Raw genomic sequence first — 25,405 nt, 5'->3', positions numbered from 1 at the left:
GAGCCGGTGCGACGTTTACCGCACCGGGCTACACCTTAGAGTTGCGTCAGTTTTTGCAGCATCTGGTCGGTCGTCGACACTGCTTTACTGTTAATTTCATAGGCGCGCTGGACCTGGATCATATTCACCAGCTCTTCCGCCACGTTAACGTTCGAGGTTTCCACATACCCCTGATACAGCAGCCCCGCCCCGTTCAGGCCCGGGGTACTTTCATTTGGCGTGCCGGAAGACTGCGTTTCGGTGTAGAGGTTCTCGCCGATGCTTTCCAGTCCGGTATCGTTCATGAAGGTGGTCAGGTTGAGCTGTCCAACCTGGACCGGCGCGGCCTGACCTTGCTGAGTGACGCTGACGATACCGTCACGACCAATGGTGATACTCAGCGCGTTCGCCGGTATGGTGATCGCAGGCTGAACCTGGAAACCGCCCGCCGTCACCAGCTGGCCGTTCTGATCCACCTGGAACGAACCATCGCGGGTATAGGCGGAGGTCCCGTCAGGCAGCTGCACCTGGAAGAAACCCTGACCTTTAATGGCAACGTCTTTACTGTTGTTGGTCTGGGACAGGTTGCCCTGGCTGTGCAGACGCTCGGTGGCGACCGGGCGCACGCCGGTACCAATTTGCAGACCGGACGGCAGCGTGGTTTGCTCAGAAGACTGCGCCCCTGGCTGACGAATCGTTTGATAAAGCAAATCTTCGAAAACCGCACGCTGGCGCTTGAAACCATTGGTGCTGACGTTTGCCAGGTTGTTGGCAATCACATCCATATTGGTTTGCTGTGCGTCCAGACCGGTTTTCGCGATCCATAAAGAACTGATCATAGGGAGTCCTGTTAACTCATAGCCAGAAGTTGGTTAGCCTTGCCTGCGTTTTCATCGACGCTGCTGATGATTTTCATCTGCATTTCGAAGCGGCGGGCGCTGGCGATCATGTCGGTCATGGCTTCCACCGGTTTGACGTTACTGCCTTCCAGCACGCCGGACATCACGCGGATGGTCGGGTCGGCCTGTAACGTGGCGCCACGCGTGGCCTGCGCCGCCTGGGTCAGACGGAACATCCCGTCATCGCCACGCTGCACTTCGTTGCCTTCCGCTTTCACCAGCTTCAGACGACCGACAGGCGCAACGGTGTTCGCCGGGTCGCCCGGGTTTAACGCCGAGATCGTCCCGTCTGCCGCAATGGTCAGCTCTGACCCTTCCGGCACCGTCAACGGACCGGCTTCGCCCATAACCGGATGCCCCTGAATCGTCAGCTGCCCGGTGGCGCTCACCTGGATATTACCGTTGCGGGTATACCCTTCCCCGCCGTCAGCCGTTTGCACCGCCAGCCAGCCGTCCTGCTGAAGGGCAACGTCCAGCGGACGCGCGGTGTAATCCATCTGACCTGGCGTCATGTCGGCGCCCGGCGTGGAGGCGGTGACCAGCGTACGCGTGGGCAATGACAGCCCTTCTACCGGCACCGCACGCAGCGCGTTGAGCTGCGCACGAAAACCTGGCGTGGAAGCGTTCGCAAGGTTGCTGGCGGTAACAGCTTGCTGATTGAGCGTCTGGCTTGCTGCGCCCATCGCTGTATATATTGCGTGATCCATTGCGCTTTCCCGTCAGCTGCTTAACGCAGGTTAACCAGCGTGTTGAGGATCTGATCCTGGGTTTTGATGGTCTGCGCGTTGGACTGGTAGTTACGTTGCGCGACGATCATGTTCACCAGCTCTTTACTCAGATCGACGTTGGAGGCTTCCAGCGCACCGTTAGTCAGCGTGCCGAAGTTACCGGAACCCGCGGTTCCCAGCAGGGCAACCCCGGAAGACTGCGTGGCAGACCAGACGTTATCCCCTTCGGATTTCAGGCCTTCGTTGTTGGCGAAGTTTGCCAGCACGATCTGGCCCAGCACCTGGGTCTGTTCGTTCGAATAGTTACCGACAACGGTACCGTCATCGTTGATCTGGTAGCTCACCAGATCGCCCGGCTTATAGCCGTTCTGGCTCGTCGCCACGATGTTGTTCGCACCGGTGTTTTGCTGCATGGAGTTGGCGAAACTCATGTCAAACGTGGCTGGCGTCGCGCCCGGAACGGTGCCCGTTGTGATCTTGATATCATCGCCACCCGTCAGCACACCACTCTCGTTAAAGGTCAGCGTGGTTGCCAGTTTCGCTGCATCTCCCGCTACGCTGCCGTCCTGCGAATACACTTTCCAGGAGTTAGCTGGCGTCTCGTTTTTGACATAAAACAGGTTCATGTTGTGCGCATTACCCTGGCTGTCAAACACCGTCACGGTGCCTTTCTTGTTGTAAGAGTCAGGGTTGGACGGATCGAAGGCGACGGTTGGCGCGGTATCGGTGGAGTTCAGGTTGATCTGCTGAGAGGCCGTGGTGGTGGACTTCGCCGCCATCAGCGTCGTTGGGATGGAGATCGCCTGCGGATTCGCACCGGTTTGCACCGTAGGCGGCGTGCCGGCAACCGGATAACCGGTTAACTGAAGCCCCTGCATGTTCACCAGGTTACGGTTTTCATCCAGCTTGAACTGGCCGTTGCGGCTGTAGAACACGGAACCGTTGGCATCCACCATACGGAAGAAACCGTTCTGGCTGATGGCGACGTCCAGACCGCGACCGGTGTTGGTGGTCGTCCCGTCGGTGAAGTCTTGGGTGATACCCGCAACCTTCACGCCCAGGCCCACTTTAGAGCCTGCAAACATATCTGCAAAAGACGCAGAACCGGATTTAAAACCATAGGTCGCGGAGTTGGCGATGTTGTTGCCAATGACGTCCAGGTTGGTGGCCGCAGCATTCAGGCCGCTGACCGCTTGAGAAAAGGCCATGACTTACTCCTGATAAGTATGAAGGCTTAGATAATCTGCCGAACTTCGTCGAGTGTGGTGGTACCGGAGGTACCCAAATCCAGTTTGTTGCCATCGCTACCCTTGATGACGCCCTGAACCAGGGCAAACTGTAGCGGCTGAGCCACCAGCTGAGTGGTGCCGTTGCTGGCGCTAATCGCAACCTGATACGAGCCGTTAGGCGCTTTAGTGCCGTCGGTCAGGCTGCCATCCCAGGTAAAGGTATGAACGCCCGCTTTAAGCTCGCCAATCTCAATCGTGCGCACCACGTTGCCGCTGGCGTCTTTGATTGTGGCGGTGACTTTGTCGGCCGGCTGCTGCAACTCAACGCCAAACGGCGTCGTGGTGGTGGTGGACGTGCCATCGGTAGTGCTGGTGCCCGCCAGAATCGTGGTCCCCGGGATCATCACCCCGTGACCGATCAGGTTGGCGGCCTGCAAGGACTGGCTGTTATCGATTTGACCGGAGACCGAGCCGAGCGTGGTGTTCAGTTTCTCAATGCCGCTGACGGTACTGATCTGCGCAAGCTGCGTGGTCAGTTCGTTGTTCTGCATCGGATTGGTCGGGTCCTGATTTTTCAGTTGTGCCACCAGCAGGGTCAGAAAGCTGCTCTGTAAATCGGAGGCATTGCTCCCGGTGAGAGAGCTGGAACCGGTCGCACTGCTGGTGCTGTTGACGCCGGTATTTGTCGGGTCATTCACGTTTACGGCGATGGACATGCGTGTCTCCTTTACTGGCCGAGAGTGAGTGTTTTGAGCATCATGCTCTTCACGGTATTAAGCACTTCGACGTTTGCCTGGTAGCTACGCGACGCGGACATGGAGTTCACCATCTCCCCGACCACATCCACGTTCGGCATTTTCACGTAGCCGCTGGCATCCGCGAGCGGGTTGCCAGGCTCGTAAACCAGCTTGTCGGGTGCCTGGCTCTCAACCACGTCCGCCACTTTTACGCCGCCCGTTGCCGCACCCGGTGCAGCATCAACCTGGAAGACAACCTGTTTAGCGCGATACGGTTGCCCGTCAGGGCCGGTCACGCTGTCGACGTTGGCCAGGTTACTGGCGGCCACGTTCAGTCGTTTGGACTGCGCCGTTAATGCCGAACCGGCGATATCAAAAATATTCAGCAAGGCCATTTACTAATTGCCCCCCTGTAGAACGGTCATCATGCCTTTAATTTGCCCGCCGAGTAGCGTCAGACCTGTCTGGTATTGCAGGCTGTTATCGGCAAACTGTGTGCGCTCCCGGTCCATGTCGACGGTGTTACCATCAAGTGAGGGCTGATCGGGAATACGGTAAAGCAGGTCGGTCGTTGGCGCGGTCATCGCCTGAGCGGGAATATGACGTGAGGATGTCAGGGCCAGTGAGACACCCGTTCCTTCGGCACGTCCACGCTCCATCACTTTTTTGAGTTCACTGGAAAAATCAATATCGCGCGCCTGATACCCGGGGGTATCCGCGTTGGCGATATTGGCGGCTAAAATCTCCTGCCGCTGGGCGCGTAAATTGAGCGCTTCCTGCTGAAAACGTAACGCGGCGTCGAGTTTATCGAGCATGTCTCCTCCGCTGATGAGAAAATTTCAGTTCACAGCTTAAATCTCACCCCGTCTCCCCTATCGACGGAATAAGCGCAAAATGCGTCGCTATTTGTTGCGTTGATGGAAAACCACTGCGGGTAGAATTTGCTAAATTCTGGACATGGTGGAACGTGCGATGCGGACTTTTAAACGTGGCCTGGCGGCGACCCTACTGCTTTTAAGCCCTCTGGTGCAGGCTGAGGGGTTAGAGGACCAGCTCAATGCATTCTTTGCGCAGAAGCTGGCCGGTTTCAGCGATGACGTACGCGTGACCGTGCGCACCCCGCCTAACCTTTACCCTTCCTGCGAAGCCCCGTCATTTAGCGTGACCGGCAGCACCCGCTTATGGGGCAACGTGAACGTGCTGGCGCGTTGCGCCAATGAAAAGCGCTACTTACAGGTTGCGGTTCAGGCGACGGGCAATTATGTTGTCGCCGCCGTTCCCATTCCCCGGGGCAGCCTGCTGCAACCTGACAGCGTAACGCTGAAGCGAGGCCGTCTGGATCAGCTTCCACCGCGGACGATGCTGGATATCAACCAGGCTCAGGAGGCGGTCAGCCTGCGCGATGTCGCTCCTGGACAGGCGATACAGCTATCCATGCTGCGCCAGGCGTGGCGGGTGAAAGCGGGACAACAGGTGATGGTGGTCGCCAATGGCGAAGGCTTTAGTATCAACAGTGAAGGAAAAGCGCTGAATAATGCCGCAGTGGCGCAAAATGCCCGGGTCAGAATGTCCTCAGGCCAGGTGGTCAGCGGCACGGTCGGTCCTGATGGGAATATTCTGATTAACCTGTAATCTTTTTAAAGATTTCGCGGCGACTGCCGATAAATATTCAACAAATGATGATGTCAGGCGCAAACGCCGCGAACCCTCGATGAGGACAACACTATGAGCATTGATCGTACATCAGCCCTGAAGCCGGTTAGCACTGTACAACCTCGCGAAACGAATGAGGCTGCCCCGCAAAAAACGCGTCTGGAAAAAACGTCGACGGCTAACAGCACCAGCGTCACGCTGAGCGATGCGCAGTCGAAGCTGATGCAGCCAGGCAGCAGCGATATCAATATGGAACGTGTTGAAGCGCTGAAAACGGCTATCCGTAACGGCGAACTGAAAATGGATACCAGCAAAATCGCTGATGCGCTGATTCAGGACGCACAGAGTTTCCTCCAGAGTAACTAACCGTATGAGTCGACTGTCAGAAATACTGGATCAGATGACGGTGGTCCTGAACGACCTGAAAACGGTGATGGATGCAGAACAGCACCACCTCTCTTCTGGTCAAATCAACGGCAGCGCGTTGCAACGCATAACTGAAGATAAAAGCTCGCTGCTGGCGACCCTGGATTATCTGGAAAAACAGCGACGCGCTGAGCAAGACGCGAAACGCAGCGCCAATGATGAGATCAACGAACGCTGGCAGACCATTACAGAAAAAACCCAGCATCTTCGCGATCTCAACCAGCATAACGGCTGGCTGCTGGAAGGACAGATTATCCGTAATCAGCAGGCGCTTGAAGTGTTAAAGCCCTATAAAGAGCCGGGGCTGTACGGTGCGGATGGTCAGACGGCCACGGCACGTATCACGGGTGGGAAAAAGATTTCGATTTGACGCAGTAGCGGCACGTCATGAAGCGGGGAGCACCTTCTGGTGAACTCCCCTTTTGGCGTTTATACCGTGCGGCGGGTGAACTCTTTCACTTTGAAGCCAAGCACTGCCAGCGTGGCAAAGTACGCCACCACACCGACCACCACCACGGCCATCAGACGCATCAGGCGGTAAGGCATGGTGCCCTGCGCCCACTCAGGCATGACATACAACATGCCAACCAGCGCGGCCGCCATCACCACTACCGCAATCGCCAGACGCAGCAGGAAGCTTGCCCAGCCCGGCTGCGGTGTGAAGATATCCTGCTTGCGCAGCTGCCAGTACAGCAGCCCGGCGTTCAGACAGGCCGCCAGACCAATCGACAATGACAGCCCCGCGTGTTTCAGCGGTCCAATAAACGCCAGGTTCATCAGCTGCGTCATGATCAGCGTCACAATGGCAATCTTAACCGGCGTTTTGATGTCCTGACGTGAATAGAAACCGGGCGCAAGCACCTTCACGACAATCAGCCCCATCAGCCCCACCGAGTAGGCTACGAGCGCACGCTGGGTCATGGCGGCATCAAAGGCGGTGAATTTTCCATACTGGAACAATGAAACCGTCAGCGGTTTTGCCAGGATCCCCAGCGCCACCGCGCTTGGCAGCGCCAGCAGAAAACAGAGACGCAGGCCCCAGTCCATCAGGCGGCAGTATTCATCGTGGTTGCCGCTGGCGAAACTTTTCGACAGCGACGGCAGCAGAATAGTCCCCAGCGCCACGCCCAGCACCCCGGATGGAAACTCCATCAGACGATCGGCGTAGTACATCCAGGACACCGAGCCCGACACCAGGAAAGAGGCGAAGATGGTATTGATGATCAGCGAGATCTGGCTAACGGACACGCCGAGTATCGCCGGTCCCATCTGTTTGATAACGCGCATTGCGCCCGCATCTTTGAAATTAATGCGCGGCAGAACCAGCATGCCGATTTTTTTCAGGTGCGGAAGCTGGTAAGCAAGCTGTAACACGCCGCCGACGGTCACGGCCCAGGCCAGCGCCAGCACCGGTGGGTTAAAATGCGGCGCGGCGAACAGCGCAAAGCCAATCATGCTGACGTTGAGGAACGTGGGGGCAAAGGCCGGAACGGAGAAGCGGTTCCAGGTATTCAGGATGGCACCCACCAGCGACGCCAGCGAAATCAGCAGAATATAGGGGAAGGTTATACGCAGCAGTTGGGTGGTCAGGGTAAATTTATCCGCTGTGTCAGCAAAACCCGGCGCCGTCACCATGATCACCCAGGGCGCTGCCAGCATCCCCAGGACGGTCACGATCGCCAGCGCCAGCGTCAGTAATCCGGAAACGTAGGCCACAAAGACGCGGGTGGCATCTTCGCCCTGTTTGCTTTTATATTCTGCGAGGATCGGAACAAATGCCTGTGAAAAGGCCCCTTCGGCAAAAATACGGCGCAGCAGGTTCGGCAGCTTAAAGGCGACGAAAAAGGCGTCAGTCGCCATCCCGGCGCCAAAGACCCTTGCCACAATGGCGTCGCGCGCAAAGCCAAGCACGCGGGAAAACATGGTCATCGAGCTGACGGCCGCCAGCGATTTTAATAAGTTCATTAACGTGAAGTTCCACAACCCTACGGATTTCCAGGACGGGCAAGCGTTAGCGCCACCCGGCAAAGCCAACAAGCGGCGCTTAGTCTAACCGGATTTCAACGAATTACTATGGGCAGATGTTACAACGCGTTATTCCGACATGGCTTCGCGCCAGAGTCGTTCCACAATGCGCTGCGCCAGAATAGCCTGCTCCCCGGACGTTTCAGGAACCGTCTGATTCTGCACGCAGGTGATGAAGTGACGCGCGCAGCCCACAAAGCCACGCTGCTCCAGGGTGCTTTGCCAGCCGGGAACCGGTAACGCGACCACGCCATTGCCCTTCTCTTCCCGCCACTCTCGCATATCGGTGACGTCATACAGCGCGCCATCCGTAACGGCCTGCACGGACTCGCGCTGGCTGCCCGCCCGACGATGCATGCTGGTCGTCACCTGCAAATGCTCAACGGCAAAATGATGTTCGGCGTAAACCATCTCACCCTGCTCGTTGGTCAGCAGCGTGCCGCTTTGCAGTTGGGCTTTTCCGTTACTCAGCCACAGGGCCGTATCCACGACGTGGAGATAATCATCCAGCAGCGTGAAGCGCAGATCGTTAGGCCCCACGCTGTCGGTACGGTGCTTATCCATACGCAGAGAGGCGAACGAGCCGGACTGCGCTTTAAGCTGCTGATAGAGCGGCGCAAAACGGCGGTTGAAGCCGACCATCAGCGTCAGCTTTTTACGCGCGGCCAGCTCAATCAGTCGTTCAGCATCCTGTACATTTTCCGCCAGGGGTTTATCCACGCAGACGTGAACGCCTGCGTTCAGCAACTCGCTCACCACCTGGTAGTGCGTCGCGGTTGAGGTATGCACAAATACCGCATCACATTCACGGGCTAAATCCTGTAGCGAACCGGCATAAGGGATGCGCCAGGTTTTGCAGATGCGCTCTGCTTTCTCGCGGGTGGGCGACCACGCCCCTTGCAGCGTCCAGTCGGACGCGGCGCCTAAAACGGGCAGCCAGGCTTTTTGCGCGATCCCTCCCAGCCCCACAACACCAATGCGTAATGTTGTCACGATTAATCTCCCAGATGTGCGAGTAACGCATCCAGACGCTGCTTCAGCCCGGCAACCTCGTCTTCCAGGGCCGCCACGCGCGCGTTCAGGCTGTCGTTTGATGCTGGCGTGTCGGATTCTACGGCCAGCGCAGAGGGCTCAACGTCGCCGCTAAAAAGGTGCATGTAGCGGCTTTCACGCTTGCCCGGCTCGCGTGGCAGACGCACCACGTAAGGACCGTCCTCGCGTGAGGCTAATCGCTCCAGCGTCTGTTCAACGTCCTGCATATCCTGAAACTCATGCATGCGGGAGGCGCGCGTGCGCAGTTCACCCGGCGTCTGCGCCCCGCGCAGCAGCAGCGTGGTGATCACTGCCACTTCCGCGGCACTGAGTTTTAAATCGCCAAATTCGGAATTACAAAAGCGCTGTTCATATTTAGTGACGCGATTACCGAAGCCGCTGACGGTGCGCAGGTAGTGGCGCTTCACCAGCTCATCAAGGATATCCTGCACCTCGTGCTCGCCAAGGTTCATCACCGGCTCACGGTTCGTCTTCTGGTTGCAGGCCATCGTGACGGCATTCACGGACAGAGGATACTGTTCCGGCGTGGTGACCTGCTTTTCCAGAAGGCAGCCGACCACGCGCGCTTCGGCGCCATTTAACTGATATTTCATTTTTTCTCCTTAACGACCCGCGGTCCACTCCTGGGTGGTGAGCGCGGTGAGCACATGGTCCCGCCACTCGCCGTCAATCAGCAGATAATCTTTGGCATAGCCCTCTTTCTCAAACCCCAGGCGGGCCAGCAGATCGCCGCTGCGCTTATTGTGCGGCATGTAGTTGGCCATAATGCGATGGATATGTTGCGTGCGCTGCATGTAGCGAATCGCCGCCGTCAGCGCCTCAAACATGAGCCCCTGCCCCTGCCATTTCTGACCGATGGAATACCCGAGGTAACAGGCGTGAAACGACCCGCGTACCACGTTTGAAAAATTGGCAATGCCAACGATCTCTTTCTCTTCCGGATCGAGAAGCGCGAAATAAAACGCACTTCCCTGTTTATGAAATTCCGCAATCATACTGAGGCGCGCCTGCCAGCCAGAGGGGTAGCAGTGGCTCTCGTCCCGAACGGGTTCCCAGGGTTTTAAAAACTGGCGATTCTCGGCGTAATAATCCGCCAGACGCCAGGCATCACGCTCATGCACCAGACGAACGACCAGCCTGTCCGTCGTCAGACGCACTTTTGGCACATTACTGCGATAGCCAAACATCGTTACCACTCCTTCCCGTCGCTTCTGCTCTGCCTGTTAGCTTTACTATACCTGCGCCTGTGCCTTCTGTGAAAACAGTGACATACCATTTTGATCGCTTTTCACATTTTTCGATGAGAACTCTCTATCAAAGCACCTTTTTGATAAAAAAATATTGTCGCCAGCGGGTATGGGAAAAAGCCCGGCGACACCGCAGAATGTTAGCGTGCTCACCTTTTATTTTCCCTGGAGGGAAAATGTCCCGCGTATCACAGGCCAGGAGCCTGGGTAAATATTTCCTGCTCGTCGATAACATGCTGGTCGTGCTCGGCTTTTTTGTCGTTTTTCCGCTTATATCGATTCGTTTTGTCGATCAAATGGGCTGGGCGGCATTGATGGTCGGGATCGCGCTGGGTCTACGCCAGTTTGTACAACAGGGTCTGGGCGTGTTTGGCGGCGCAATAGCCGACCGCTTCGGCGCGAAACCGATGATCGTCACCGGCATGCTGTTACGTGCGGCGGGATTCGCCACCATGGCAATCGCTCATGAACCCTGGCTGCTGTGGTTCTCCTGTTTCCTTTCCGGGATTGGCGGCACCCTTTTCGACCCACCGCGTACCGCGCTGGTGGTTAAGCTTATCCGTCCGCAACACCGGGGGCGCTTCTTTTCGATTTTGATGATGCAGGACAGCGCTGGCGCGGTGGTGGGCGCCCTGCTGGGAAGCTGGCTGCTGCAATACGATTTCCGCCTGGTCTGCGCCACCGGCGCGGTGTTGTTTATTCTCTGCGCGCTGTTTAACGGTCTGTTTCTGCCCGCGTGGAAGCTGTCGACGGTGAAGGCGCCTGTGCGGGAAGGGCTTGACCGCGTGCTGAGCGATAAACGCTTCGTCACCTATGTGTTAACCCTGACCGGCTACTACATGCTCGCCGTGCAGGTCATGCTGATGCTGCCCATTATGGTTAACGATATTGCCGGCACGCCGGCAGCGGTGAAATGGATGTATGCCATTGAGGCCAGCCTCTCTCTGACGCTGCTCTATCCGATTGCCCGCTGGAGCGAGCGCCGTTTCCGGCTTGAGCACCGTCTGATGGCCGGGCTGTTGCTGATGACGCTGAGCATGATGCCCATCGGCCTGGTGAGTTCGCTTCAGCAACTGTTTATGCTCATCTGCACCTTCTATATTGGCTCAATCATTGCCGAGCCAGCCCGTGAAACGCTGAGCGCGTCACTTGCCGACGCCCGGGCCCGCGGCAGCTACATGGGCTTCAGCCGTCTCGGGCTGGCGCTTGGCGGCGCACTGGGTTACACCGGTGGCGGCTGGCTGTTTGATGCCGGAAAAGCGCTCCATCAGCCGGAGCTGCCGTGGGTCATGCTCGGCATGGTCGGCTTTATGACGCTGATTGCCCTCTGGTGGCAGTTCAGTGATAAACGCAGCACCCGCGGGATGCTGGAGCCTGGCGCCTGACCCTCTTTCACTATCAGTTTTTTCTGCTGGTTTCTGTTGGATCACCCTGACATACTGGCGTATCAGGACAGATGCGCCGATTTTATGTTGAGGAACGCCATGAAAAAGATCGTTATTGCCGCTGCGTTAATTGTCAGTGGTCTGCTGGTGGGATGTAACCAGCTTACGCAGTACACCGTCAGTGAGCAGGAAATTAATCAGGCGCTGGAAAAACATAATAACTTTTCAAAAGATATCGGCGTGCCCGGCCTTGCGGATGCGCATATCGTCCTGACGAATCTCGCCAGCCAGATTGGGCGCGAGGAGCCTAACAAAGTCACCCTTTCCGGCGATGCCAGCCTCGATATGACCTCGCTCTTCGGCAATCAGAAAGCGGATATCAAGCTGAAGCTCAAGGCGCTGCCGGTCTTTAATAAAGAGAAAGGGGCAATTTTCCTGCAAGAGATGGAAATCGTCGATGCGGTTGTGACGCCGGAAAAAATGAAACCGGTGCTGCAAACGCTGATGCCGTATCTCAACCAGTCGTTGCAGAACTACTTTAACCAACAGCCTGCCTATGTTCTGAGCGAAGACAAGAGCAAAGGCGAATCTCTGGCGAAAAAATATGCCAAAGGGATAGAGGTGAAACCGGGTGAAATCATCATCCCTTTCACCGACTAAACACTCCGGGCGCTCAGGCGCCCGTTTTTTTTAACGGAATAGTGTGCAAACGAAAACGTTTCCGCTTATGATTTGTGTCCGGCAAAAACAGCCCTCTTATGACTGATCTCTTTCAAGCCGGAGCTTCCATGACTGTACAATCCCAGGTTCTCAAAATCCGCCGCCCAGACGACTGGCATATCCATCTTCGTGATGGCGACATGCTGAAAACCGTCGTGCCGTATACCAGCGAAATTTATGGCCGTGCGATTGTTATGCCTAACCTGGTTCCGCCAGTCACTACCGTCGAGGCCGCGATTGCCTATCGCCAGCGTATCCTTGACGCCGTTCCGGCCGGACACGATTTTACCCCATTGATGACCTGCTACCTGACGGACTCGCTGGATCCGAATGAAGTTGAGCGCGGGTTTAACGAAGGTGTATTCACCGCCGCGAAGCTCTACCCGGCGAATGCCACCACTAACTCCAGCCATGGGGTGACCAGTATTGATGCCATCATGCCTGTTCTGGAGCGTATGCAAAAACTGGGCATGCCGCTGCTGGTGCACGGGGAAGTGACCCACGCTGACATTGATATTTTCGATCGCGAAGCACGTTTTATCGAAACGGTCATGGAGCCGCTGCGCCAGCGTCTTCCGGGGCTGAAAGTGGTGTTTGAACACATTACGACTAAAGATGCCGCAGAGTATGTCCGGGATGGAAACGAGCTGATTGCCGCCACCATCACCCCGCAGCACCTGATGTTTAACCGTAACCACATGCTGGTGGGCGGCGTTCGCCCACATCTGTATTGTCTGCCGATCCTCAAGCGCAACATCCACCAGCAGGCGCTACGTGAGCTGGTCGCCAGCGGCTTCCCGCGCGCGTTCCTCGGCACGGATTCCGCCCCGCATGCCCGTCACCGTAAAGAGGCGAGCTGCGGCTGTGCAGGCTGTTTTAACGCCCCGACCGCCCTGGCAAGTTACGCAACCGTGTTTGAAGAGATGAATGCGTTAGACCATTTCGAAGCCTTCTGCTCCCTTAACGGCCCGCGTTTCTACGGTCTGCCGGTTAATGACACGTTCATTGAGCTGGAGCGCAAAGAAAGCCAGGTTGAAGCGTCGATTGCGCTCACCGACGATACGCTGATCCCCTTCCTGGCCGGTGAAACCGTAAACTGGACGGTAAAACGCTAAAAAAATCGCGCCCCCTGTTGTCAAACCGACAATATAACTGTATAAATAAACAGTATATTACACAGGGGGCATTTATGCGTATCGAAGTCACCATAGCCAAATCCACCGTCCTGCCTGCTGGCGCACTCGACGCTCTGGCGGGTGAACTATCCCGACGTATTAACAGCACTTTTCCTGAAAACGATGGTGCCGTAACGGTACGTTATGCGACAGCAAACCATCTTTCCGTCATCGGCGGCGCGAAAGAAGACAAAGAACGCATCAGCGAAATTTTGCAGGAAACATGGGAAAGCGCCGACGACTGGTTCATCACTGATTAAAATTTGCTCCCTCATTGTGTTTTTTTGCCGGGTCGCCCCGGCTTTTTTTCGTTTCGTCTCCTGAAAGTTCAAAATATTTCAGCATCTTCTTAGAAAATCGTGAACAAGATGGCGTTTTATTGTTCGAACAATCCTAAAAAGCATAAAAATGTGTTGCTACCCGTTTATTTTTTCCTTCTGAACCCTTATTAATTGATATACTGAAATTGCTTTCAGAAAAACATGCATTGAACCTCAAAGTCGTTGTCTTCTAACACGCATTAAGGGGGTTATAATGGAAAAGAATAGTGAAGTCATCCAGACCCATCCGCTTGTTGGCTGGGATATCAGCACCGTAGACAGCTACGATGCGCTGATGCTGCGTTTGCACTACCAGACCCCAAATCAGCAAAACCGTGATGAAGCGGAAGTTGGACAGACGCTGTGGCTTACAACAGACGTCGCCCGTCAGTTTATCTCTATTTTAGAAGCAGGCATCGCAAAAATAGAATCTGGCGACTATCAGGAAAATGAGTATAAACGGCATTGACCTTATGCCCCTTTTCACTCAACAGGCACCCTCGCGGTGCCTTATTTATTTCGCTCTTGTATAAGCCCACTTAGTTAATTACTCTGCTAACAAAGCGTTAGTAAAGAGAAGCCTATGAAATACGATTTAATCATTATCGGAAGCGGCTCCGTAGGATCTGCCGCCGGTTATTACGCCACGCAGGCGGGTCTGAAAGTGCTGATGATTGACGCCCACCTTCCCCCCCACTCTGAAGGAAGCCATCACGGCGATACCCGTCTGATCCGTCACGCTTACGGTGAAGGTGAACGTTATGTACCGCTGGTGCTTCGGGCTCAGACGCTGTGGGATGAGCTGGCCGCCCTCACCGTAGATCGCATTTTTGAGCGCACCGGGGTCGTTAACCTGGGGCCAGCCAGCTCCACGTTTCTGGCGACCGTCGAGGAGAGCGCGAAAGCCTACCGCCTGGACGTCGAGCGTCTGGATGCAAACGGCATCATGGCGCGCTGGCCGGAAATTTCTGTTCCTGAAGACTACATTGGATTGTTTGAAGCCAATTCCGGGGTACTGCACAGCGAAACGGCCATTAAGACCTGGATTGATCTCGCCGCCAAAGCGGGCTGCGCGCAGTTGTTCAACTGTCCGGTCACGGGCATCACCCACCATGCAGAGGGTTCAACCGTCACCACCTCTGAAGGTGAATATACCGCCACGCGTCTGCTGGTGAGTGCGGGAACGTGGGTGACGAAACTGCTGCCGGACCTACCCATCCAGCCGGTGCGAAAAGTCTTCTCCTGGTTCCAGTCTGACGGGCGTTACAGCAGCCAGAACAAATTCCCGGCGTTTACAGGCGAGTTACCCAATGGCGACCAGTTCTACGGTTTCCCCTCGGAAAAAGACGCGCTCAAGATTGGCAAACATAACGGCGGACAGGTAATTTCCTCTGCGGAAGAACGCAAGCCTTACGGTGCTTATCCGCAGGATGGTTCCGAAGCCTTCACGTTCCTGCGTAATATCCTGCCGGGCGTAGGCGGGTTGCTTTACGGCGCAGCGTGCACCTACGACAACACCCCGGATGAAGATTTTATCATCGACACCCTTCCGGGACACGATAACACCCTGCTCGTAACCGGACTCAGCGGTCACGGGTTTAAATTTGCCTCTGTGTTAGGTGAAATCGCCGCCCAGTTTGCGCAGGGGATCGCGCCTTCGTTTGATCTCAAGCCCTTCGCGCTCTCGCGCTTTAACCGATAATACCTCTACAGGCTCCGAATAACCGGGGCCTGTTTAGCGATAGAGGCATGATGCGCAGACTGGTGAATTACCTTATCAATAACATCCGCGAGCATTTTATGCTCTACATTGTTCTTTGGTCGCTGCTGGCGATCATTGACGTTATCTATATTGTATTCTTCTGAAAATTCTCGCTGACGTTTATTGACACTCCTTTAAATTTATTTAACTTAAATTTTTTAAAAAACGTCACCTCAAATTTATTGAACGAAGCGATTGAAATACATTGCGGAAACACATTCAAATTCGCTGAAATAAATTAAATAAAAAACATTATTCATTTTTTTCAGTTGCATTATTTATTTAACCCGTCCATTTTTATTGCTCAGTCATTTGAGAACGGAAATTCATATGCAATGGCGTAACTCCTCCCGTCGCTACGGAATAATATCCATGTGTTTACACTGGCTATTTGCACTTGCCGTCTATGCCATGTTTGGTCTCGGCCTCTGGATGGTGACATTAAGCTATTATGACGGTTGGTATCATCAGGCCCCCGAATTGCACAAAAGCATTGGTGTTCTGCTGATGATGGGTCTGGTTTTTCGCGTGATCTGGCGACATATCTCTCCGCCCCCTCCAGCACCCAAAAGCCATGGCCGACTTACCCGCATAAGCGCTGTTGGCGCACATATCGCACTCTATGCCCTGCTGTTTGCCATTCTGATCAGCGGCTATCTTATTTCGACCGCAGACGGTAAACCGATCAGCGTGTTTGGGCTTTTTGACGTCCCAGCCACGCTGGCTGACGCCGGTTCACAGGCTGACACCGCAGGTGTGGTTCATCTGTGGCTGGCATGGAGCGTGGTGATCCTGTCTGTCCTGCATGGCCTTGCGGCCCTGAAACATCACTTTATTGATAAAGACGATACGCTGAAGCGCATGCTTGGCCGTTCGTCAGTTGACTCTGGAGCATAAAATGAAAAAACGCCTGTTGGGTATCGCATTAGGTTCGCTGCTATTTACCACCGGTTCGGCCATTGCCGCTGACTATAAAATTGATAAGGAGGGCCAGCATGCCTTTGTCAATTTCCGTATTCAGCATCTGGGTTACAGCTGGTTATATGGCACATTCAATGATTTCGATGGCACATTTACTTTCGACGAGAAAAACCCTGCTGCCGATAAAGTGAACGTCACCATTAATACCAACAGCGTCGACACTAATCACGCCGAGCGTGATAAACATCTGCGCAGCGCTGAATTTCTGAACGTGGGCAAATTCCCGCAAGCTACTTTCGCGTCGACAGAGGTGAAGAAAGACGGTGATAAGCTCGCTATTACCGGTAATCTGACGCTGAACGGCGTAACAAAACCGGTCACACTGGATGCCAAATTAATTGGACAGGGCGACGATCCGTGGGGTGGCAAACGTGCTGGCTTTGAAGCCGCAGGCAAAATTCATCTGAAAGATTTTAATATCACCACGGATTTAGGCCCGGCATCGCAGGATGTTGAGTTGATTATTTCGGTGGAAGGCGTTCAGCAGAAGTCATAAACAGGCCCGGCAGGCTTTCGCGCCGCCGGGCAGTGTTTTACTCCGGGTCCGGAATACCCAGTTTGGTATTCAGTCGGCCCCGGGATTTATTAAAGATCTTATTCCCGTTCTCGCGTCCGGCACGGCGACGACGTTGCTCTTCTTCAGGCAAGATACTCTCTTCACTGCACAGCTCGCTACAGCAGCCATTAAACTTCTCGGCACATGCAGGGCACTGAATAAACAGCAGATGACATCCGTCGTTTTTGCAGTTGGTATGCGTATCGCACGGCGTACCGCACTGGTGGCAGTGCGCGATCACGTCCTCTGAAATTCGCTCGCCCATACGCTCGTCAAACACAAAGTTCTTACCGATAAAACGCACCGGTAAACCCTGCTCACGGGCGCGACGGGCATACTCAATGATCCCACCCTCAATGTGCCAGACTTTATTAAACCCGTTGTGCTTCATCCAGGCGCTGGCTTTTTCACAGCGGATCCCCCCGGTGCAGTACATAACGATCTTTTTGTCTTTATGCTCCTGCATCATCTCAACGGCTTTTGGCAGTTGCTCGCGGAAGGTGTCGGCAGGAATTTCCATCGCATTCTCGAAGTGCCCCACTTCATATTCGTAGTGGTTACGCATATCAATGAACACCGCATCCGGATCGTCGAGCATCGCGTTCACTTCAGCGGCCTTCAGGTACTCCCCCACATTAGCGGCATTGAAGCTCGGATCGTCAATGCCATCCGCCACAATACGCTCGCGCACCTTCATGCGCAGCACCCAGAATGATTTACCGTCATCATCCAGCGCAATGTTCAGGCGTAAGCCGTTAAGCGCCGGATCAAACCCGTAAAGGAGGTCGCGGAAGGCGCTGACCTTGCTTTCCGGCACGCTGATCTGCGCGTTAATCCCCTCACGCGCCAGATAGACGCGACCAAACACGTTCAGGGCGGTAAAAGCCTGGTAAAGCGCATCGCGGGTCGCCTGGGGATCATCGATGGTGAAATACTTATAGAAAGAGATCGTTGTGCGCGGTTCGGTTTCGGCCAACATACGCGCTTTCAACATCTCATTCGAAACGCGGTTGTGTAACACTGGCATGGTGTACAAGTCCTGCAATCGTTGAGAAATAAAAATCGGTCGGCATGATATAGCAAACAAAGACAATTTACATCCACACAATTTACGCTACATTTCAGTCAACCTGATTAATCAGACTTAACATTTGCATATTCTTTCATGTTTCGATGACAGACATTTTGGCTATGCCTTAAAAAATGAGACAATATCCTTTCAGGACGTTAGAACACAGGACAGACATGACCCAGTTACCGAAATTTACTGCCGCGCTTTTGCATCCCCGCTATTGGTTAACATGGTCAGGCATTGGCTTGTTGTGGCTAATTGTACAGCTGCCTTATCCCGTCATTTTCCGCATGGGTAAAGGACTGGGCCGCATTGCTCAGCAGTTTATGAAGCGTCGCGCCAGGATCGCGTATCGTAACCTTGAGCTTTGTTTTCCTCAGATGAGTGAATCTGAGCGCCACGACATGGTGATTAAAAACTTCGAATCTGTCGGCATGGGGCTGATGGAGACCGGTATGGCCTGGTTCTGGTCGGATAAACGCATGGCGCGCTGGACGGAAGTGGCCGGGACCGGCATGGAGCCGGTGCATACTCTTCAGGCCAACCAGACTGGCGTCCTGCTGATTGGCGTTCATTTCCTGACGCTCGAAATTGGCGCGCGCATGTTCGGCATGCAGGCGCCGGGTATAGGCGTTTATCGTCCTAACGATAATCCGGTGATCGATTTGATCCAGACCAACGGACGCATGCGCTCCAATAAAAGCATGATCGATCGCAAAGACCTGAAAGGGATGATCCGCGCCCTGAAAGCAGGTGAAGTGGTCTGGTATGCCCCGGATCATGACTATGGCCCGCAATCCAGCGTGTTTGTCCCGTTCTTTGCGGTGGAAGATGCAGCGACGACCACCGGGACCTGGATGCTGGCGCGGATGTCCAAAGCGGCTATCGTGCCGTTTGTGCCGCGCCGTAAACCAGACGGTTCAGGCTATCAGCTCATCATGCTGGAGCCGGAACTCGCGCCACCGCTGATTGATGCAGAAACCACCGCCCGCTGGATGAACGGCGTTGTCGAGAAATGCATTATGCTCGCGCCGGAGCAGTACATGTGGCTGCATCGCCGCTTTAAAACCCGGCCTCAGGGCGTCCCTTCCCGGTATTAACCTGCGTGCGGCCTTCCGGGCCGCATGTTGTTTTAGCTTTAAAAGCTCCCCGTCATTGCGGCAATCATACCCCGGGCGCATAATTAGCAGGCTTATTACCTCACTGTTCACGGTGCCCTGCACCTCATTATGCGGATAGTTATGTCCCCCACAGATGCTCCCATAAACTGGAAACGTAACCTGACGGTTGCGTGGCTGGGTTGTTTTCTTACTGGCGCCGCCTTTAGCCTGGTGATGCCCTTCCTGCCCCTCTACGTTGAACAGCTCGGCGTCACCGGACATAGCGCCCTGAATATGTGGTCCGGCCTGGTGTTCAGCATTACGTTCCTGTTCTCCGCCATTGCGTCGCCTTTCTGGGGTGGGCTGGCGGATCGCAAAGGCCGCAAAATTATGCTGCTGCGCTCCGCGCTCGGCATGGCGATCATTATGCTGCTGATGGGGGTGGCGCAGAATGTCTGGCAGTTCCTGATACTACGCGCGCTTCTGGGCCTGCTCGGGGGATTTATCCCTAACGCCAACGCCCTGATCGCCACCCAAATCCCGCGCCAGAAAAGCGGCTGGGCGTTGGGCACGCTATCCACTGGCGGCGTAAGCGGCGCACTGCTGGGCCCACTGGCGGGCGGGCTGCTGGCCGACCACTACGGACTGCGGCCGGTATTCTTCATTACCGCCAGCGTGCTGTTCCTCTGCTTCCTGGTGACGCTTATCTGTATCCGCGAGAATTTCACGCCCGTGGCCAAAAAAGAGATGCTGCACGCCCGGGATGTGCTGGCCTCGCTGAAAAACCCAAAGCTGGTGCTGAGCCTGTTTGTAACCACCATGATTATCCAGGTGGCCACCGGTTCAATCGCGCCTATACTGACGCTCTACGTACGCGACCTGGCGGGAAACGTCAGCAATATCGCCTTTATCAGCGGCCTAATCGCCTCTGTTCCCGGCGTGGCGGCGCTACTGAGCGCGCCGAGGCTCGGCAAGCTGGGAGACCGTATCGGCCCGGAAAAGATCCTGATCTGCGCCCTGATCGTCTCCGTCCTGCTGCTGATCCCCATGGCGTTGGTGCAGTCTCCGTGGCAGCTCGGCGTCCTGCGCTTCCTGCTGGGGGCTGCGGATGGTGCGCTACTCCCGGCTGTACAGACGCTGCTGGTCTATAACTCCACCAACCAGATAGCCGGTCGTATTTTCAGCTATAACCAGTCGTTTCGCGATCTGGGTAACGTCACCGGACCGCTGGTCGGCGCGGGGATTTCGGCCAGCTTCGGTTTCCGGGCGGTCTTTATCGTGACGGCAGGCGTCGTGCTGTTCAACGCCGTTTATTCGTGGCTCAGCTTATCCCGGGCGCTACGCCCGGCGCGAATAAGACAACATCGTGACGGCTAATTTTCGCATTCATACTTGCAAAATCACATAATCAGCTATTCTTTCCCTGAATACCTTCACGAAAAACAGGGAGACACCAATGACCATGTACGCCACGCTGGAAGAAGCAATTGATGCCGCTCGCGAAGAGTTCCTCGCCGATAATCCCGGCATTGAGGAAGAAGATGCTGACGTGCAACAACTCAATATCCAAAAATACGTCCTACAGGACGGCGATATTATGTGGCAGGCCGAATTCTTTGCTGATGAAGGTGAAGACGGTGAATGTCTGCCGATACTCAGTGGTGAAGGTGCACAGGCGGTATTCGACGGCGACTATGACGAAATTGAGTTACGTCAGGAGTGGCTGGAAGAAAATACGCTGCACGAATGGGACGAAGGTGAGTTTCAGCTCGAACCGCCGCTGGATACCGAAGAGGGTCAGGCCGCAGCGGACGAATGGGACGAGCGATAAGTCACCGCTACTCGTAGGGGCCGTGGCTGGCATCGATGGGCAGCAGTAGCGTGTCGAAAATCAGAGAAAACGGCAGATCGAGCACGGTGAGATAGCGCCATGCGGAATCACGGACATCCCACTGTACGCCGGGGTAGTACTGATTCCCGTGGCCCTGCCCGGGGATGGTGCGGCTGATAATGCTGCCGCAACCGCTGAGCAGGCATGCCATCATGACGACAATGATTACTTTCATTTCTGACCTCTAAAAAAATACCGGCGATTAAGCCGGTATTTTATTTGGCGGGTGGCGCTTCGCTTACCCGCCCTACTTAACAACTTACTTCGCCTTCAGGGCCAGCGGATTGAGCTTCACGTCCTTGTAGTAGTTCACCCACGAAGAGTATCTCTCCGGAGAGGACCACACGCGGTAGTGAAGCCGTGCCATCGTCACCGGATCGCTCAACAACACCAGACGACGGTCGCGGTTAAGCTTTTCTGGCGTCTCGTTCAGCGCCTGCTCAACGTGGCGATCGCGGGCGATCTCCAGCACCTGGCTGGCGCGGTGACGCGCCGTCGCCATCGCGGTTGCCAGCGCGTTGAATGACGGGTTAAACACGGCGTGCATAAAGCCATCATCCAGCGTGCGTTTGCGGTTCTGCTCCAGATAGGTATCGGTATCCACCAGCACCTGCGGCGGAGAATACTCTTCCGGGATCAGGAACAGCTTCCAGCGTTTGGTACGCAGGCCCACCGTGGAACGGCTGGAGATCACCGATACAAACGGCGACAGGATCAGCGAGAACACAATCGGCGCAAGCCAGAACAGGAAACGCAGATCCAGCCAGGCCATACCAACGGCCCACACCAGGCCCAGCAGCAGCTGAGAGCCGTGGCGCATAAAGGCTTCACTCCACGGCGTAGAGTCATCGTCACGCTGCGGTGAATTCCACACCACTTCCCATCCCAGGAACGCGCTCACCACAAACACCGTATGGAACAGCATACGCACCGGCGCCAGCAGGACCGAGAACAGCACTTCCAGCAGCAGTGAAAGGGTCACGCGGCAGAAACCACCGTACTCCTTCGAACCTTTGCACCAGATCAGAATGATACTGAGCAGCTTAGGCAGGAACAGCAGCACCATGGTCGACGCGAACAGCGCGATCGCAAGCTCCGGACGCCACTGCGGCCACACCGGGAACAGCTGGCGCGGTTGCAGGAAATACTGCGGCTCCGTCAGGGCATGCACAACCTGCAACGCGGTTGAGAGCGCCAGGAACATAAACCACAGCGGCGCAGACAGATAGGACATAACGCCCGTCAGGAACACCGCACGGTGAACAGGGTGCATCCCTTTCACCAGGAACAGGCGGAAGTTCATCAGGTTACCGTGACACCAGCGGCGGTCGCGTTTGAGCTCATCCAGCAGGTTCGGCGGCAGCTCTTCATACGAGCCAGGCAGATCGTAGGCAATCCAGACTCCCCACCCTGCACGACGCATCAGCGCGGCTTCCACAAAGTCATGCGACAGAATGGACCCGGCAAACGACCCTTCACCCGGCAGCGGCGCCAGGGCGCAGTGCTCGATGAATGGCTTCACGCGGATAATGGCGTTGTGGCCCCAGTAGTGGGATTCACCCAACTGCCAGAAGTGCAGACCGGCAGTAAACAGCGGCCCGTAGACGCGGGTCGCAAACTGCTGGCAGCGCGCATACAGCGTGTCCATACCGGACGCTTTTGGCGAGGACTGAATAATTCCCGCGTTCGGGTTGGCTTCCATCAGACGGACCAGCCCGCTCAGGCAGTCGCCGCTCATCACGGAGTCTGCATCCAGTACCACCATGTAGCTGTACTGGTTACCCCAGCGACGACAGAAGTCATCAATGTTTCCGCTCTTACGCTTAACACGACGACGACGACGACGGTAGAAGATCTGCCCTTCGCCCTGCACCTCGGCAATCAGTTCCATCCAGGCTTTTTGCTCCGCCACGCAGATATCCGGATTGTAGCTGTCGCTCAGGATATAGACGTCGAAATGCGCCGCGTTACCGGTCGCCTTCACGGACTCCCAGGTAGCACGCAGCCCGGCGAATACGCGGTCAACGTCTTCGTTACAGATAGGCATGATCAGCGCGGTACGATGCTCAGGATTGAGGGGCTCATCCCCGACCGTCGACGCGGAAATGCTGTATTTGTCACGCCCCATCAGCAGTTGCAGGAAGCCCATCAGCGCCGTCCAGAACCCGGCGGAGACCCAACAGAACAGCACCGCGAACAGCAGAAGAATGCCGCTCTGTAAAATATACGGCAGCAGTTGCATGAAGGAGACCCAGATATCCTGGCCAATCATGTCAGCAGGGTTAATCAACGCCCAGCCCTGGTACGGCAGAATGGTTTTCATGTACCAGGTGGCGACAACCGTCTGCGCCAGCGTCAGCAGCAGCAGAATGTAACGACGAATCGTTCCCACGGTACGCCATTTCTGCTCGGATGCCTGCTGTTCTTTGGTCAGACGTGACAGATAGCGCGGCGTCACGTCACGCCCACGCAGGCGATCCCAGAAGCGGCCCACCGGGTTGGTGCGCCACGGATCGGGGAACATGGAGGAACGCGTGGCCTTCGGCATCGCCTGTAGCTGGTCACGCCCTTCGTCATCCTTGATTAGCTGCCCTTCTGCCAGCGAGTCCGGCCATGCCTGCTCCAGACGTGCCTTCACTGACCCCAGCGGCGTATCATCATCACGGGAAAAGTGACGATGTTCACCATCCAGCGCGGTGTGAACCGCGCGGATGTCGCTCGCAGGGAGTGCCGCTTTTTCAATGTCCGTCAGCGGCATGGCATCAATATATTCAGATGTATTATTCATTGGCAGGTAGCTGATAGCTCCAGGTTTCACTCAGCGGCTTATCGTTACTGACCAGCGCGGCGCGCATTTCAGTGGTCTGTTTCGGATCTTTCACCTTCACGCGCAGGGTCAAACGCCACCCTTTGGTGACCGGGTTGTAACGCACGGCGTTCTCAACGATTTCACCGTTATCGCCAATGCTGGCCTGTGCCGTCACGGCAGTATCCGGCGCCAGTTTTTTCATATCCTGGCCGGTGAAGTCCACGATAAACGCCAGCGTGCCATCCGGCTGACGAATCAGGTTGGACTGCTTCACGTCACCCGTCGAACGACGCGTCTGCATAACATACGCGTTATCCGGTGCGTGCAGTTTGTCTTCGTCACGGCTGAAGGTGATCGCATACTTGAAGTTCATCTCTTTACCGGCTTCCGGCAGCTGATCCGGTGTCCAGTACGCCACAATGTTATCGTTGGTTTCATCGTTAGTTGGAATTTCAACCAGCTCAACCTTGCCTTTACCCCAGTCGCCTTTCGGCGTTACCCAGGCGCTTGGACGCAGATCGTAGCGGTCATCCAGATCTTCAAAGCGGGAGAACTGACGGCCACGTTGCAGCAGACCAAAGCCCTGCGGGTTTTCCATCGCAAAGCTGCTGACGGCGAGGTGTTTCGGGTTGTTCAGCGGACGCCAGATCCACTCGCCGTTACCCGCATGAATGGAGAGGCCGTTGGAATCATGCAGTTCAGGACGGAAATTGGTCGCCGGAGAGGGCTGGTTCGGCCCGAACAGGAACATGCTGGTCAGCGGCGCGACGCCCAGTTTGCCCACTTTATCGCGCAGGTAAACTTTAGACTGTACGTCAACCACCGTGTCACGCCCTGGCATGATCACGAAGCGATAAGCGCCTGTCGCACGAGGGGAGTCCAGCAGCGCATAAATTGTCAGACGTTTGTCGGTTGGTTTTGGACGTTCGATCCAGAACTCGCGAAAACGTGGAAATTCTTCACCTGATGGCAGCGCGGTATCAATTGCCAGACCGCGCGCAGAAAGCCCGTACACCTGCCCCGCGCCAATCACGCGGAAGTAGCTGGCGCCAAGCATGCTGACGATTTCGTCGTTTTTATCTTTGCTGTTAATCGGGTAAAGCACCTTGAAGCCTGCGAAGCCGAGGTCTTTTACCGTGTCTTTATCGTGTTGCACATCGCCAAAATTGAAATAATCCGGGCTGTACTTGATTTTGCGTACCGCGGTCGCCGTCACTTCGTTGATGGCAACCGGCGTGTCGAAGTACATACCCTGGTGGTAAAATTCAAGCTTGAACGGGGTTTTAATATTGTTCCAGTACGCTTTATCGTGATTGAACTGGATCTGCTGATAGTCCGCGTATTTCATGTCGCGGAAAACGGAGGGCAGGTTACTTTTTGGCGCTTCGTAGCTCTTGCCCGCCATCGATTTAGCCTGTTTTGCGACATCATCGATGTTAAAGGCCAGTGCAGATGAGGTATACAGTGACAACAGCACTGCTACACCCAACCAACGCATTTTCATCATTTGTGGTTTATGTTTCATAATAAGTAAGCACTTCCCCCTTTGTGTGCTTATATCGATCCGATCCATTTTAATGGAAACTCAGGCAATCCGACAACATTATCACTGCTTTGTTCAGCTCGCTGGCTCATGGATTAAGCAAATGAAAGAACCC

At 55.3% G+C, this 25,405-nt stretch carries 29 protein-coding genes; 15 read left to right on the top strand and 14 right to left on the bottom strand.

What is annotated here, in order from left to right; genetic code table 11:
- Positions 1-35: 35 nt before the first annotated feature.
- Genes flgG through flgB form a run of 6 tightly spaced genes read right to left on the bottom strand, consistent with a single transcriptional unit; the run spans position 36 to position 4,387 of the window.
- Entirely contained in the window at positions 36-818 is a 783-nt protein-coding gene (gene flgG / locus L379_RS14165) for a flagellar basal-body rod protein FlgG (RefSeq protein ID WP_000625853.1), read from the bottom strand.
- An 11-nt stretch (positions 819-829) separates the two neighbouring features.
- Positions 830-1,585, bottom strand: coding sequence for a flagellar basal body rod protein FlgF (locus tag L379_RS14170; RefSeq protein WP_003857990.1), 756 nt, complete (start codon positions 1,583-1,585; stop codon positions 830-832).
- 20 nt (positions 1,586-1,605) lie between these two features.
- Positions 1,606-2,814 (bottom strand): flagellar hook protein FlgE, encoded by a 1,209-nt coding sequence (gene flgE, locus L379_RS14175; RefSeq protein ID WP_015570832.1) that lies wholly within the window; start codon positions 2,812-2,814, stop codon positions 1,606-1,608.
- Between the two features lie 26 nt (positions 2,815-2,840).
- Entirely contained in the window at positions 2,841-3,551 is a 711-nt protein-coding gene (gene flgD, locus L379_RS14180; RefSeq protein ID WP_003857994.1) for a flagellar hook assembly protein FlgD, read from the bottom strand.
- Between the two features lie 11 nt (positions 3,552-3,562).
- Positions 3,563-3,967, bottom strand: a complete 405-nt coding sequence (gene flgC / locus L379_RS14185; protein WP_032653203.1) for a flagellar basal body rod protein FlgC — start codon at positions 3,965-3,967, stop codon at positions 3,563-3,565.
- 3 nt (positions 3,968-3,970) lie between these two features.
- Positions 3,971-4,387: a flagellar basal body rod protein FlgB gene (gene flgB / locus L379_RS14190; RefSeq protein WP_003857999.1), complete on the bottom strand. Its 417-nt coding sequence runs from the start codon at positions 4,385-4,387 to the stop codon at positions 3,971-3,973.
- Between the two features lie 157 nt (positions 4,388-4,544).
- Here flgB and flgA point away from each other — a divergent pair, with 157 nt between their 5' ends.
- The 3 genes from flgA (at position 4,545) to flgN (ending at position 6,021) form a co-directional block, all read left to right on the top strand.
- On the top strand, positions 4,545-5,204 hold the full coding sequence (gene flgA / locus L379_RS14195; protein WP_023296301.1) for a flagellar basal body P-ring formation chaperone FlgA: 660 nt from the start codon (positions 4,545-4,547) through the stop codon (positions 5,202-5,204).
- 93 nt (positions 5,205-5,297) lie between these two features.
- Positions 5,298-5,591 (top strand): flagellar biosynthesis anti-sigma factor FlgM, encoded by a 294-nt coding sequence (gene flgM / locus L379_RS14200; RefSeq protein WP_003858002.1) that lies wholly within the window; start codon positions 5,298-5,300, stop codon positions 5,589-5,591.
- Positions 5,592-5,595: 4 nt separating this feature from the next.
- Positions 5,596-6,021 (top strand): flagella biosynthesis chaperone FlgN, encoded by a 426-nt coding sequence (gene flgN, locus L379_RS14205; protein WP_003858003.1) that lies wholly within the window; start codon positions 5,596-5,598, stop codon positions 6,019-6,021.
- Between the two features lie 59 nt (positions 6,022-6,080).
- Here flgN and murJ read toward each other — a convergent pair whose 3' ends face one another.
- The 4 genes from murJ to rimJ form a co-directional block, all read right to left on the bottom strand.
- The gene (murJ, locus tag L379_RS14210; protein WP_023303424.1) at positions 6,081-7,616 is read right to left on the bottom strand and encodes a murein biosynthesis integral membrane protein MurJ; all 1,536 of its coding nucleotides are present in this window, start codon (positions 7,614-7,616) and stop codon (positions 6,081-6,083) included.
- A gap of 129 nt (positions 7,617-7,745) precedes the next feature.
- Positions 7,746-8,669 carry a Gfo/Idh/MocA family protein gene (locus L379_RS14215; RefSeq protein ID WP_017384736.1) on the bottom strand — a complete coding sequence of 308 codons (924 nt, stop codon included), beginning with the start codon at positions 8,667-8,669 and terminating at the stop codon, positions 7,746-7,748.
- A 2-nt stretch (positions 8,670-8,671) separates the two neighbouring features.
- Entirely contained in the window at positions 8,672-9,322 is a 651-nt protein-coding gene (locus L379_RS14220; RefSeq protein ID WP_032653202.1) for a YceH family protein, read from the bottom strand.
- 9 nt (positions 9,323-9,331) lie between these two features.
- Positions 9,332-9,916: a ribosomal protein S5-alanine N-acetyltransferase gene (gene rimJ, locus L379_RS14225; RefSeq protein WP_003858007.1), complete on the bottom strand. Its 585-nt coding sequence runs from the start codon at positions 9,914-9,916 to the stop codon at positions 9,332-9,334.
- Positions 9,917-10,152: 236 nt separating this feature from the next.
- On the opposite strand from rimJ, the gene mdtH reads away from it, so the two are divergent.
- From mdtH to L379_RS14270, 9 genes are all read left to right on the top strand, one after another.
- The gene (mdtH, locus tag L379_RS14230; protein ID WP_023303422.1) at positions 10,153-11,361 is read left to right on the top strand and encodes a multidrug efflux MFS transporter MdtH; all 1,209 of its coding nucleotides are present in this window, start codon (positions 10,153-10,155) and stop codon (positions 11,359-11,361) included.
- 99 nt (positions 11,362-11,460) lie between these two features.
- Positions 11,461-12,021, top strand: coding sequence for a lipoprotein (locus tag L379_RS14235; protein WP_017384739.1), 561 nt, complete (start codon positions 11,461-11,463; stop codon positions 12,019-12,021).
- Between the two features lie 128 nt (positions 12,022-12,149).
- Complete coding sequence (gene pyrC, locus L379_RS14240; RefSeq protein ID WP_017384740.1) at positions 12,150-13,196, top strand: dihydroorotase; 1,047 nt, start codon at positions 12,150-12,152, stop codon at positions 13,194-13,196.
- A gap of 74 nt (positions 13,197-13,270) precedes the next feature.
- The gene (gene dinI, locus L379_RS14245; protein WP_003858011.1) at positions 13,271-13,516 is read left to right on the top strand and encodes a DNA damage-inducible protein I; all 246 of its coding nucleotides are present in this window, start codon (positions 13,271-13,273) and stop codon (positions 13,514-13,516) included.
- 274 nt (positions 13,517-13,790) lie between these two features.
- Positions 13,791-14,045, top strand: a complete 255-nt coding sequence (gene bssS, locus L379_RS14250) for a biofilm formation regulator BssS (RefSeq protein WP_015570838.1) — start codon at positions 13,791-13,793, stop codon at positions 14,043-14,045.
- A gap of 114 nt (positions 14,046-14,159) precedes the next feature.
- Positions 14,160-15,278 (top strand): N-methyl-L-tryptophan oxidase, encoded by a 1,119-nt coding sequence (solA, locus tag L379_RS14255; RefSeq protein WP_032653200.1) that lies wholly within the window; start codon positions 14,160-14,162, stop codon positions 15,276-15,278.
- Between the two features lie 50 nt (positions 15,279-15,328).
- Positions 15,329-15,442 carry a YceO family protein gene (locus L379_RS14260; protein WP_003858014.1) on the top strand — a complete coding sequence of 38 codons (114 nt, stop codon included), beginning with the start codon at positions 15,329-15,331 and terminating at the stop codon, positions 15,440-15,442.
- A 226-nt stretch (positions 15,443-15,668) separates the two neighbouring features.
- The gene (locus tag L379_RS14265; RefSeq protein WP_017384743.1) at positions 15,669-16,235 is read left to right on the top strand and encodes a cytochrome b; all 567 of its coding nucleotides are present in this window, start codon (positions 15,669-15,671) and stop codon (positions 16,233-16,235) included.
- 1 nt (position 16,236) lies between these two features.
- The gene (locus L379_RS14270) at positions 16,237-16,815 is read left to right on the top strand and encodes a YceI family protein (RefSeq protein ID WP_017384744.1); all 579 of its coding nucleotides are present in this window, start codon (positions 16,237-16,239) and stop codon (positions 16,813-16,815) included.
- A gap of 37 nt (positions 16,816-16,852) precedes the next feature.
- On the opposite strand, the gene L379_RS14275 is transcribed toward L379_RS14270, so the two are convergent.
- Positions 16,853-17,902, bottom strand: coding sequence for an oxygen-dependent tRNA uridine(34) hydroxylase TrhO (locus L379_RS14275; RefSeq protein ID WP_015570841.1), 1,050 nt, complete (start codon positions 17,900-17,902; stop codon positions 16,853-16,855).
- 218 nt (positions 17,903-18,120) lie between these two features.
- Here L379_RS14275 and L379_RS14280 point away from each other — a divergent pair, with 218 nt between their 5' ends.
- The 3 genes from L379_RS14280 to L379_RS14290 all read left to right on the top strand — a co-directional run bounded on the left by L379_RS14280 (position 18,121) and on the right by L379_RS14290 (position 20,878).
- Complete coding sequence (locus L379_RS14280) at positions 18,121-19,047, top strand: Kdo(2)-lipid IV(A) acyltransferase (RefSeq protein ID WP_017693649.1); 927 nt, start codon at positions 18,121-18,123, stop codon at positions 19,045-19,047.
- Positions 19,048-19,188: 141 nt separating this feature from the next.
- Positions 19,189-20,424, top strand: a complete 1,236-nt coding sequence (gene mdtG, locus L379_RS14285; RefSeq protein WP_017384746.1) for a multidrug efflux MFS transporter MdtG — start codon at positions 19,189-19,191, stop codon at positions 20,422-20,424.
- Positions 20,425-20,503: 79 nt separating this feature from the next.
- Positions 20,504-20,878: a MysB family protein gene (locus tag L379_RS14290; RefSeq protein ID WP_003858026.1), complete on the top strand. Its 375-nt coding sequence runs from the start codon at positions 20,504-20,506 to the stop codon at positions 20,876-20,878.
- A gap of 7 nt (positions 20,879-20,885) precedes the next feature.
- On the opposite strand, the gene L379_RS14295 is transcribed toward L379_RS14290, so the two are convergent.
- From L379_RS14295 to mdoG, 3 genes are all read right to left on the bottom strand, one after another.
- On the bottom strand, positions 20,886-21,113 hold the full coding sequence (locus L379_RS14295; RefSeq protein WP_003858030.1) for a YceK/YidQ family lipoprotein: 228 nt from the start codon (positions 21,111-21,113) through the stop codon (positions 20,886-20,888).
- An 84-nt stretch (positions 21,114-21,197) separates the two neighbouring features.
- Entirely contained in the window at positions 21,198-23,726 is a 2,529-nt protein-coding gene (gene mdoH, locus L379_RS14300) for a glucans biosynthesis glucosyltransferase MdoH (RefSeq protein WP_003858032.1), read from the bottom strand.
- A complete protein-coding gene (gene mdoG, locus L379_RS14305; protein ID WP_015570847.1) occupies positions 23,719-25,272 on the bottom strand; it encodes a glucans biosynthesis protein MdoG in 1,554 nt (517 codons plus the stop codon). Before mdoG ends, mdoH begins: the two co-directional genes overlap by 8 nt.
- Between the last annotated feature and the right edge of the window lie 133 nt (positions 25,273-25,405).

Source organism: Enterobacter sp. MGH 33, from assembly GCF_000534535.1.
Lineage (GTDB): Bacteria > Pseudomonadota > Gammaproteobacteria > Enterobacterales > Enterobacteriaceae > Enterobacter > Enterobacter hormaechei_C.
This window is presented reverse-complemented; position numbering and strand designations above follow the sequence as displayed.

What these genes read in the sequence shown, in the direction of transcription:
- mdoG (WP_015570847.1), bottom strand. Translation starts at nt 25,272, where the DNA reads ATGAAACATAAACCACAAATGATGAAAATGCGTTGGTTGGGTGTAGCA.
- flgE (WP_015570832.1), bottom strand. Translation starts at nt 2,814, where the DNA reads ATGGCCTTTTCTCAAGCGGTCAGCGGCCTGAATGCTGCGGCCACCAAC.
- flgB (WP_003857999.1), bottom strand. Translation starts at nt 4,387, where the DNA reads ATGCTCGATAAACTCGACGCCGCGTTACGTTTTCAGCAGGAAGCGCTC.
- flgC (WP_032653203.1), bottom strand. Translation starts at nt 3,967, where the DNA reads ATGGCCTTGCTGAATATTTTTGATATCGCCGGTTCGGCATTAACGGCG.
- L379_RS14170 (WP_003857990.1), bottom strand. Translation starts at nt 1,585, where the DNA reads ATGGATCACGCAATATATACAGCGATGGGCGCAGCAAGCCAGACGCTC.
- flgD (WP_003857994.1), bottom strand. Translation starts at nt 3,551, where the DNA reads ATGTCCATCGCCGTAAACGTGAATGACCCGACAAATACCGGCGTCAAC.
- rimJ (WP_003858007.1), bottom strand. Translation starts at nt 9,916, where the DNA reads ATGTTTGGCTATCGCAGTAATGTGCCAAAAGTGCGTCTGACGACGGAC.
- flgG (WP_000625853.1), bottom strand. Translation starts at nt 818, where the DNA reads ATGATCAGTTCTTTATGGATCGCGAAAACCGGTCTGGACGCACAGCAA.
- murJ (WP_023303424.1), bottom strand. Translation starts at nt 7,616, where the DNA reads ATGAACTTATTAAAATCGCTGGCGGCCGTCAGCTCGATGACCATGTTT.
- solA (WP_032653200.1), top strand. Translation starts at nt 14,160, where the DNA reads ATGAAATACGATTTAATCATTATCGGAAGCGGCTCCGTAGGATCTGCC.
- bssS (WP_015570838.1), top strand. Translation starts at nt 13,791, where the DNA reads ATGGAAAAGAATAGTGAAGTCATCCAGACCCATCCGCTTGTTGGCTGG.
- L379_RS14260 (WP_003858014.1), top strand. Translation starts at nt 15,329, where the DNA reads ATGCGCAGACTGGTGAATTACCTTATCAATAACATCCGCGAGCATTTT.
- pyrC (WP_017384740.1), top strand. Translation starts at nt 12,150, where the DNA reads ATGACTGTACAATCCCAGGTTCTCAAAATCCGCCGCCCAGACGACTGG.
- L379_RS14220 (WP_032653202.1), bottom strand. Translation starts at nt 9,322, where the DNA reads ATGAAATATCAGTTAAATGGCGCCGAAGCGCGCGTGGTCGGCTGCCTT.
- flgN (WP_003858003.1), top strand. Translation starts at nt 5,596, where the DNA reads ATGAGTCGACTGTCAGAAATACTGGATCAGATGACGGTGGTCCTGAAC.
- mdtG (WP_017384746.1), top strand. Translation starts at nt 19,189, where the DNA reads ATGTCCCCCACAGATGCTCCCATAAACTGGAAACGTAACCTGACGGTT.
- L379_RS14295 (WP_003858030.1), bottom strand. Translation starts at nt 21,113, where the DNA reads ATGAAAGTAATCATTGTCGTCATGATGGCATGCCTGCTCAGCGGTTGC.
- L379_RS14275 (WP_015570841.1), bottom strand. Translation starts at nt 17,902, where the DNA reads ATGCCAGTGTTACACAACCGCGTTTCGAATGAGATGTTGAAAGCGCGT.
- mdtH (WP_023303422.1), top strand. Translation starts at nt 10,153, where the DNA reads ATGTCCCGCGTATCACAGGCCAGGAGCCTGGGTAAATATTTCCTGCTC.
- L379_RS14290 (WP_003858026.1), top strand. Translation starts at nt 20,504, where the DNA reads ATGACCATGTACGCCACGCTGGAAGAAGCAATTGATGCCGCTCGCGAA.
- L379_RS14270 (WP_017384744.1), top strand. Translation starts at nt 16,237, where the DNA reads ATGAAAAAACGCCTGTTGGGTATCGCATTAGGTTCGCTGCTATTTACC.
- L379_RS14280 (WP_017693649.1), top strand. Translation starts at nt 18,121, where the DNA reads ATGACCCAGTTACCGAAATTTACTGCCGCGCTTTTGCATCCCCGCTAT.
- dinI (WP_003858011.1), top strand. Translation starts at nt 13,271, where the DNA reads ATGCGTATCGAAGTCACCATAGCCAAATCCACCGTCCTGCCTGCTGGC.
- L379_RS14265 (WP_017384743.1), top strand. Translation starts at nt 15,669, where the DNA reads ATGCAATGGCGTAACTCCTCCCGTCGCTACGGAATAATATCCATGTGT.
- L379_RS14235 (WP_017384739.1), top strand. Translation starts at nt 11,461, where the DNA reads ATGAAAAAGATCGTTATTGCCGCTGCGTTAATTGTCAGTGGTCTGCTG.
- mdoH (WP_003858032.1), bottom strand. Translation starts at nt 23,726, where the DNA reads ATGAATAATACATCTGAATATATTGATGCCATGCCGCTGACGGACATT.
- flgA (WP_023296301.1), top strand. Translation starts at nt 4,545, where the DNA reads ATGCGGACTTTTAAACGTGGCCTGGCGGCGACCCTACTGCTTTTAAGC.
- flgM (WP_003858002.1), top strand. Translation starts at nt 5,298, where the DNA reads ATGAGCATTGATCGTACATCAGCCCTGAAGCCGGTTAGCACTGTACAA.